Genomic DNA, 7,066 nt, shown 5'->3' with positions numbered 1-7,066 from the left:
CTGCTACAAAGGGTGGCGCGGCTGAAATTGCTTAACTGACTGGCATTAGGCGTTGCGCCTGCGTTTTGTTGTGTGGGAGAAAAGAATGTCAGATGAGTCAAATGATCAGTTCGACGTTGTGAGTCAAGTGATCAAGGTGCTGTCGGAGCATTTTCCGGTTGGTCGTCGAGAAATTGCGTTGACTTCGCGATTGGTCGAGGATTTGTATGTTGACTCCATCAGTCTGGTTGAGATTGTCATGGCGCTAAATGAGACGTTCGGTATTGAATTTCCTGAGGATAAAGTTGGGTTGTGGAGGACAGTGGAAGATGTTTGTGAGTCGGTGATGACTTCAACAAGTTGCCGGGCGTTGGATTTGAAGTAAGTAAGCAGGTGCCTTGCGTCTATAGATGCAAGGCGTTTTGTATGCTTTTGGTTTGTTTTTGGTGATTTTTCCTACAAAAAAAATCGTAGTTTCATTTGGTAATAAATCAGTTTTCCTACGGAATCCTCCCACTCAACTTCCTATAGTCACGCAGCTTGTCATCTTGAGCCTGACCACCCCTGGGCTCAATTGCGCTTCAGTACCTTTCTATAGAGATGTCTCAGAGTATGGACAGTGCAGCTGATCAAACGCCGGTCAAGGCATTCGTTTTTGACCACTGGCTATTGCAAAGTGATGGAACGCTGATGCGAGATGGAGAAGGCGTTCACGTCCCGCCCAAAGAGTTGAACGTATTGCGCCTGCTGCTGAAGTCGGCGGGGTCGGTCGTCGGCAAGGATTATTTGCTGGACCATGTATGGCCCGAGATGGATGCCGCCGAAGAATCGTTGACCCGCTGCATTTATGCATTGCGCAAGCTGCTCAGGGAAAACAAGGATTACATTGCGACGGTGTACGGCCAGGGTTATCGATTTACCTGTGCGGTTGTCGAACTCGACACATCCGGTCAGACGAGGGCGGTGGCGCCTTCGCTGGCTGTTCTGCCGTTTCGCAATCTGGGGGAGACGGCAGCGCTGGATCTGCAGGATCTGATGATCCGTCAGCTGACTTTGGCGTTCGGCGAGGTGTTGCACGTCATCCCCTCGGGATTGATGGCGGCCTATGTGCAACCGGTCGATGTGCGGTCGCTGGTCGGGCAGTTGTCTGCGGACTACTGCTTGAGCGGGCGTTGTAGCGGTCCGAGCGATCAGCAGCAATGGTCGGTCGAGTTGATCCGTGGCCGCGATCACGCTCTGCTGCATGGGCAGACACTGGATGCCCGTGATCTCGGGGCGTCGCTTGGGGCATTGACGTGCCTGGTTGCGCAGCGCATTCCCGGTTTGAGCCTTGTCGGTGATGCCTGCGCGTCATACCCGGCAGCGGTGGCATACCTGCGTGGTTTGTGTAGCGTGCAGCAGCACACTCCGCAAAGCCTGCGCGATGCGCTGGTACAGTTTCGCCAGTGCCTGAAGCTCGATGCCGGGCACACACTGTCCTGGTACGGTTTGGCGGATGCGTGGCTGGGGCAGGCAATGATCGGATCGTGTGATCAGGGCCGGGCAATCGATGAGGCACAATCGGCGATTTCCAAAGCCTTGGCGTTGGATCCTGGCAACATCCCCGCATTGGCTCGCCTGGCTTTGCTCACCAGTTTGCGCGGCAGCGAACAGGCGGCCCAGGTGCTTTTCCGACGCTGTTTGCTGACTGCCGATCAGGCTGACGTTCATTACTTTCATGCCTGGCATCACTGGTTCTGGCGGCGCAACGATCAGGCAGCGCAAAGCATCGACAATGCTCTGCAGTACGATCCTGATTGCGTAAGGGCGCAGGTCTTGCGTATGCGCATTACGCTTGCCGCAAATCCCGAGTCGGCCTTGTCGATGGCTCGTCGAGCCCTGCAACAAGGCGCCTCGGGCAATTCGTTGCTGATGATTCTGTATGCCGTGGTGTTGGCTTATTTTGACCAGCACGCGGCAGCCTGGGACGAGCTCGAACAGGCCGGGCTCTGCGAAAGCGCAATCGGTGAACAGGGACTGGCTGCCTGGAATGTGCTGTTCGGCGCCAGTCCATTCAATGCCCGCGACCTGTATGTGAACTGGGTGGCTCTGACCAGGCTGCGATCCGTTGACGGCATTCCATTGTCAGGTTGGTCCGGTTTGTCAGGTGCTCCGGTGATCGAGCCGCTCTGGAGTTCTTTGCAACGAGCGCCTGATGTGCGCTACCAGGCATCGACGCAGGATGATCCTGCACGCGAGCGACCGACGCCGGTCAGCGAGCGGCGTCTGGCATGACACAGTGCAGAATCAAGTGGCTGACGGTGCTGGTGTGCCTTGGCGCGGGTCAGGCGCAAGCCTGGTGCTGGAGTCAGGCGGGGGCGCGACATGCGATCGAACCCGAACTGCTCCGCGCGATTGCCGATGTCGAATCGGGACAGAATCCGAACGCAATGAACTACAACAAGGATGGCTCGCGAGACATCGGGTTAATGCAGATCAACAGCCATCATCTCCCCCGGTTGAGTGCCCAGGGCATCACTGAGCAGCGACTGCTGGGTGATCCTTGCCTGTCGGTTGAAGTCGGTGCGTCGGTGCTTGCCGATTTTATCGCGCGTTACGGCTACAACTGGACGGCGGTGGGTGCCTACAACGCCGGTAATTCACCCCACCGGCAAGCCGCGCGCCTGCACTATGCACGCAAGGTCTGGCAGCGCTATCAGGTGTTTTCCCTGGCTCGACAATGACGGTGCCATGAGAGCTGGCGCAAGATTCTGATCCTCTGCAGGGAGCGATCGGCAGATTTCGATCAGGAAGCCTGCAGCCAGCCTGTCTACCATGCCCGTTCATTTCACAGCCCAGGAGCTGGAACGGTGACAGTTCTGCCGACCCCTGACCCACAACCCTGCGTTCTACGGATACTCAATGGCGCGCTGCAAGGTTGCGAATTTCCCCTCGGCGAAACTACAACATTGTTTGTGGTAGGGACTGTGGATCTGCTGGGAGAGGGGACATTGACTGCCAGCGTCCCAGAGGATGCCATCTTCGTTCCCCTGGAGTCGGGGGGCTGCAATTTTGAGGTATTGGCCGATCAAGTCACGCCGGATGGTCTGCCGCTGCGGGTGCTCAATGAGTCAACGCAAATACGCCACTGTGCCTTCCACACCAGGGTGCAGATCGGCGGCCTGCACATCGCCTTGCGGCCTGAAGACCAATCCTGGGCACCTGAACTGCTCGGGCTGCAACCTGACGCTACCGCTGACGCCGCTGTTGTGTGGTGGCGTGCCCCTCTGTCTGGATGGGTCGCCAGCGGTCTGGCGCTGGCCGCACTGGTCACCGCGGTTGGCATCTGGTCAATGCCCGGGCCCACACCTGAAACCGATGTTCGCGCGTTGATCGCCGGGGTCAGTGACGAGGCCAGGGTGTTGAGCGGTCGTGACAATGCGATCTATGTGTTCGTGGCTTCCGAACGCGATGCCGGCTGGAGTCGGCAAGTGCTGGTGCGCCATAACACGCTGAGCGGCAAAGTGCTGGTGATGGACCAGGAGCGTCGTCGGCTGGAGCATTTGCTGGTCGACCATGATCCACAACTGGCCTGGCACTCCATTGATCTGAAGGATCCATCGATACCGCGACTGTTGCTTAGTGCACAACGCAATCTGCTCACCCCTCAAAAACAGGCAAAACTGCTCGAAGCACTGCTCTCGGCCGCGCCTTATGCCCAGGACATCGCGGTGCAAATACAGGATGACAGCCTGCTCGTCGATCTGGCGCAAGAGGGGTTGCAGCGCCTGTCACTGGCCTTCAGCCGCGTCGAGCACGAGGACAGTGTCACGTTTGCCATTGCAGGCAATTTGCAGGATTCCGAACTGGCGAACGCTCGCCGGTACGTCGACAGCTTTTACCGGCAGTGGGGTAATCGCTACGTGCACTTCACCGTCGAACTCAAGGATGACTCGCTCAAGGACAAGTCGTTCCAGACCGGTCCGCAGGGCTACATCAAGATGACCTCGTCATCCTGGCATTTTCCTACACAACTCTAAAAGGTGACTCATGGCCGACATTGGTATCTCCATCGACTTTGCCGATGACTTTCTCGGGCGTCAGGCCCAGGCATTCGAAAACGGTGCATCCAAACTCAAGGACGCATTGGACAAAGCGCTGGATGACTTGAAGAAAGATGCATCGGACCCTGGCCTGCTGGCCGCTTATCAGGCCGCGTTTTCATCCTACACGGTGTTTCGAAACGCTCAGACCAACACCATCAAGGGCTTCAAGGATATCGACATGGCGATCATCCAGGCAGCTCGCTGACTCTTCCTTTTTGACCGGCCATTGGTACGCGTCAATGGCCATTTTCATGAGTGCATCGCATGGCTATTCAAAACATTTCCCTGTCTGGCATCGGCCAGCCAGCCTTTACGGAATTGCGCGGCCCCCAGGAAGGACCGATCGTATCCCTTGAGTCCCGATTGATCGAAGCGTTTGCCGGTTCCGCGGTCAACAGCGAGCAAGACGTTTCAGCCATCAATCAGATAATGCAGCGCCCGGATATCACCAGTCCCGAAGTATTGGCCCAGTTGCAGGAGCTGACAGGACAATACAACGTGGACATCAACTTGCTTAACGTACTGGTCCGCAAAGCGGTAGGTACTGCCGAAACCCTGTTGCGTGCCTCATGAAGCCTGGCGTGTTGCTGATACTGTTGTGCCTGGCGCTGTCGGGGTGTCGCCAACCCAATCTGCTCGAAGGGCTGGATCAGCAGCAGGCCAATGAAGTGCTTTCGGTGCTGCAGCGCAACAATATTGCTGCGGTGAAAGTCGATGCCGGCAAAACCGGCTACGCGGTGAAAATCGATCAGGTCGATTTTTCCGCGGCCGTCGATTTGCTCAACCTCTATTCCTTGCCTTCGCGGCCGCGCCTGCAAGTGGCAGAGATGTTTCCTGCCGACTCGCTGGTGGCCTCGCCCCGCGCTGAAAAAGCCCGGCTTTATTCGGCGCTGGAGCAGCGAATCGAACAGTCGCTGGGTGTGCTCGAAGGCGTGGTGTCGGCGCGAGTGCATGTCAGTTACGACCTGGAGGCCGGCGAAGGCGGACGCAAGATGCCGCCTGTCCACCTCTCGGCAGTGGCGATCCATGAGCTCGACGCCGACCCGCAATTGCTGATCACCGACATCAAGCGTTTTCTCAAGAACAGTTTTGCGGCGGTCGAGTACGAGAACATCTCGGTGGTACTGTCCAAGCGTTCCCCGACCCAGCATGTCGCGCCGTCCGTGGCCGCAACGCAAGGGCATTCGCACTGGGTCTGGTGGTTGACCGCGGTGACCGCATTGCTGGTGGCCAGTGGCGCAACCTGGGCTTACCGCCAATCAAGCGCAGGGCGGCAGAATGTCCCACGCTGAGTGTTTGGCGCAGATTCTCGCCGAGCCCCTGAGTTATCTGCATCCGCAGCGCCTGCCGATGCCGGAGGGATTTGACCGGCCCGAGGCACGCCATTGGCTCAACCAGATCCTGCTTGAAGGTCTCGAATGGCCAGGCCCGTGGCCTTCGACGCCGTTGACAGCCGTAGCGAAGCAATGGGTTCGCCATTGGCGCCAGCTGACCTACATCGCCAGGCTGATGGGCGCTTATCGCTTGATGCCCGACCTGGCGCGAGGCGCGGCGTTGCTAGGCCTGCCCTTGTCGTTGCGCCGGTTCGCCGGTTACAGCCTCGGTGTTCGATGCGGCCTGCCGATCGGGGGCTCGCCCGTTTCGATAGAGCAGATCGAAGCCGCCGGCCTCAATGCGTTATGGAGTTGGTACGAGCAGGTACCGCCAGCCTTGCTCGAACGCCTGACCTTGCAATTTTCCGAACCGGTTGTTCGCTTGCACAGGCAATGGCCGGTCACGCAACCCGATACAGCTCTTTTCTTTTTGGCGGTGCAACATGCTCGACGCTATCCGAACCCTGACTGAACTCCCCGAGTCGAGCGACGCCCATCTGGCCCGCGAGGACATCGCCGCCGCACGTCGACGCCGGACCTTGCAGCGACAGGCGCAGCGCTGGGCCCGCGATTGTGTCGAGCAGGCCCGGCGTGATGCCGAAGCGCTTCATGCCCAGGCCTTTCAGGAGGGCTATGCCGCGGGCATCCTGCGCGCGACCGGGCAGCTGGCTGACGGCTTGCTGATGTCCCAGGCACTGGGGCTGCAATTGCGCAAAGACCTTGCGCAGGCCGCCCGCGATTTGCTCGCACAAGCCTTGAGTCGTCCCGAATGGCTGGATGACATGCTGGAGCGCTGGCTGAGCGAACAACCGGGCGATTCGAGCGCGGTGTTGCAAGTGCTGCTGCCGATGCATTGTCGGCCGCAGGGCAATGAACTGCGCGAGCGCTTGCGCAGGCATTGGCCCGGTGAACTGGTCCTCGACTATCACCCGCAAGAGCGCTATGTGGCGCGACTTGCGGATCAGTTGCTGGAGTTCGATCCGGAAACGACGCGGCAACGACTGGAGCCGCGGTTGCTGGCGTGCGTTGCGAACCTGCCGGAGTCGGTTCGCGCTCTGGACCGGGCTTCCATGCAGGCGCTCACGGATCTGTATTCGACCTTTGCCGAACGCTCGGCCGGTTCCACTGAAACTGCCCCGACCGAGGTCCGCCATGAAGATTGAAAGCGGTTTGAGTCTGCGCACAACCGAGAGCGCAGAGAGCACAACGGTCGAGTCGCTTGAGTCACATGTGCTTGCGGCCAGCCGGAACGTGCCTGAAAACAAGCGCCCGGACCCCGAATTCGAGCGCTTGTATGAGTTGCTGTCAGCCATGGAGGGGCAGGGAGAAAAGCTCATCCATGAGTTTCTCCGTTCACTTCGAGGTGCAGATGGCGAATCACCCGCGTACCCCACTGCCAAGGCGTTGATGGCGGTCACGCTCCAGGTACTGGTTCGATTGAAGGACGACGGGCTGGAAAAGTCGCAGCTTTACAAGGAAGTCAAAGGTGCCAATGGCCTGGCGTTCAGCATGGACGTCTTCGTCAAGGGCTTCATGCGTGATGTGTTTCAACCGATGGAGGATGAGGCTTGGGAGAGGAGTGAGTGGTGAGTTCAGGGTGCGTCCCGCCGAAATGACGGAACGCACCGG

General features: G+C 58.7%; 10 protein-coding genes. All 10 read left to right on the top strand.

Annotated features, from left to right (window positions below; genetic code table 11):
- Positions 1 to 52: 52 nt before the first annotated feature.
- The 10 genes from AB4Z35_RS26895 to AB4Z35_RS26850 all read left to right on the top strand — a co-directional run bounded on the left by AB4Z35_RS26895 (position 53) and on the right by AB4Z35_RS26850 (position 7,027).
- Positions 53 to 364: an acyl carrier protein gene (locus tag AB4Z35_RS26895; protein ID WP_442100442.1), complete on the top strand. Its 312-nt coding sequence runs from the start codon at positions 53 to 55 to the stop codon at positions 362 to 364.
- A gap of 305 nt (positions 365 to 669) precedes the next feature.
- Complete coding sequence (locus AB4Z35_RS26890; protein WP_442100440.1) at positions 670 to 2,253, top strand: winged helix-turn-helix domain-containing protein; 1,584 nt, start codon at positions 670 to 672, stop codon at positions 2,251 to 2,253.
- Entirely contained in the window at positions 2,250 to 2,702 is a 453-nt protein-coding gene (locus AB4Z35_RS26885) for a transglycosylase SLT domain-containing protein (protein WP_442100438.1), read from the top strand. Before AB4Z35_RS26890 ends, AB4Z35_RS26885 begins: the two co-directional genes overlap by 4 nt.
- Positions 2,703 to 2,828: 126 nt before the next feature.
- Complete coding sequence (locus AB4Z35_RS26880) at positions 2,829 to 3,998, top strand: PrgH/EprH family type III secretion apparatus protein (RefSeq protein ID WP_442100436.1); 1,170 nt, start codon at positions 2,829 to 2,831, stop codon at positions 3,996 to 3,998.
- Between the two features lie 10 nt (positions 3,999 to 4,008).
- Positions 4,009 to 4,269, top strand: coding sequence for a type III secretion system needle filament subunit SctF (gene sctF, locus AB4Z35_RS26875; protein WP_442100434.1), 261 nt, complete (start codon positions 4,009 to 4,011; stop codon positions 4,267 to 4,269).
- A 59-nt stretch (positions 4,270 to 4,328) separates the two neighbouring features.
- Positions 4,329 to 4,637 carry a type III secretion system inner rod subunit SctI gene (gene sctI, locus AB4Z35_RS26870; RefSeq protein ID WP_442100432.1) on the top strand — a complete coding sequence of 103 codons (309 nt, stop codon included), beginning with the start codon at positions 4,329 to 4,331 and terminating at the stop codon, positions 4,635 to 4,637.
- A complete protein-coding gene (locus AB4Z35_RS26865; protein WP_442100430.1) occupies positions 4,634 to 5,356 on the top strand; it encodes an EscJ/YscJ/HrcJ family type III secretion inner membrane ring protein in 723 nt (240 codons plus the stop codon). The genes sctI and AB4Z35_RS26865 overlap by 4 nt, the downstream gene beginning before the upstream one ends.
- Entirely contained in the window at positions 5,343 to 5,909 is a 567-nt protein-coding gene (locus AB4Z35_RS26860; protein WP_442100428.1) for a secretion system protein, read from the top strand. Before AB4Z35_RS26865 ends, AB4Z35_RS26860 begins: the two co-directional genes overlap by 14 nt.
- Positions 5,881 to 6,600, top strand: coding sequence for an oxygen-regulated invasion protein OrgB (locus tag AB4Z35_RS26855; RefSeq protein WP_442100426.1), 720 nt, complete (start codon positions 5,881 to 5,883; stop codon positions 6,598 to 6,600). The genes AB4Z35_RS26860 and AB4Z35_RS26855 overlap by 29 nt, the downstream gene beginning before the upstream one ends.
- Positions 6,590 to 7,027, top strand: a complete 438-nt coding sequence (locus AB4Z35_RS26850) for a hypothetical protein (RefSeq protein WP_442100424.1) — start codon at positions 6,590 to 6,592, stop codon at positions 7,025 to 7,027. Before AB4Z35_RS26855 ends, AB4Z35_RS26850 begins: the two co-directional genes overlap by 11 nt.
- The last annotated feature ends 39 nt before the right edge of the window (positions 7,028 to 7,066 follow it).

Origin of the sequence: Pseudomonas sp. KB_15 (assembly GCF_052114525.1) — a bacterium.
Lineage (GTDB): Bacteria > Pseudomonadota > Gammaproteobacteria > Pseudomonadales > Pseudomonadaceae > Aquipseudomonas.
Note: the sequence above shows the minus strand (reverse complement) of the source record. Positions and strands in the feature narration are given on the sequence as shown.

Coding starts and splice junctions, on each gene's coding strand:
- sctF (WP_442100434.1), top strand. CDS start 4,009: ATGGCCGACATTGGTATCTCCATCGACTTTGCCGATGACTTTCTCGGG.
- AB4Z35_RS26885 (WP_442100438.1), top strand. CDS start 2,250: ATGACACAGTGCAGAATCAAGTGGCTGACGGTGCTGGTGTGCCTTGGC.
- AB4Z35_RS26860 (WP_442100428.1), top strand. CDS start 5,343: ATGTCCCACGCTGAGTGTTTGGCGCAGATTCTCGCCGAGCCCCTGAGT.
- sctI (WP_442100432.1), top strand. CDS start 4,329: ATGGCTATTCAAAACATTTCCCTGTCTGGCATCGGCCAGCCAGCCTTT.
- AB4Z35_RS26855 (WP_442100426.1), top strand. CDS start 5,881: ATGCTCGACGCTATCCGAACCCTGACTGAACTCCCCGAGTCGAGCGAC.
- AB4Z35_RS26865 (WP_442100430.1), top strand. CDS start 4,634: ATGAAGCCTGGCGTGTTGCTGATACTGTTGTGCCTGGCGCTGTCGGGG.
- AB4Z35_RS26850 (WP_442100424.1), top strand. CDS start 6,590: ATGAAGATTGAAAGCGGTTTGAGTCTGCGCACAACCGAGAGCGCAGAG.
- AB4Z35_RS26890 (WP_442100440.1), top strand. CDS start 670: ATGCGAGATGGAGAAGGCGTTCACGTCCCGCCCAAAGAGTTGAACGTA.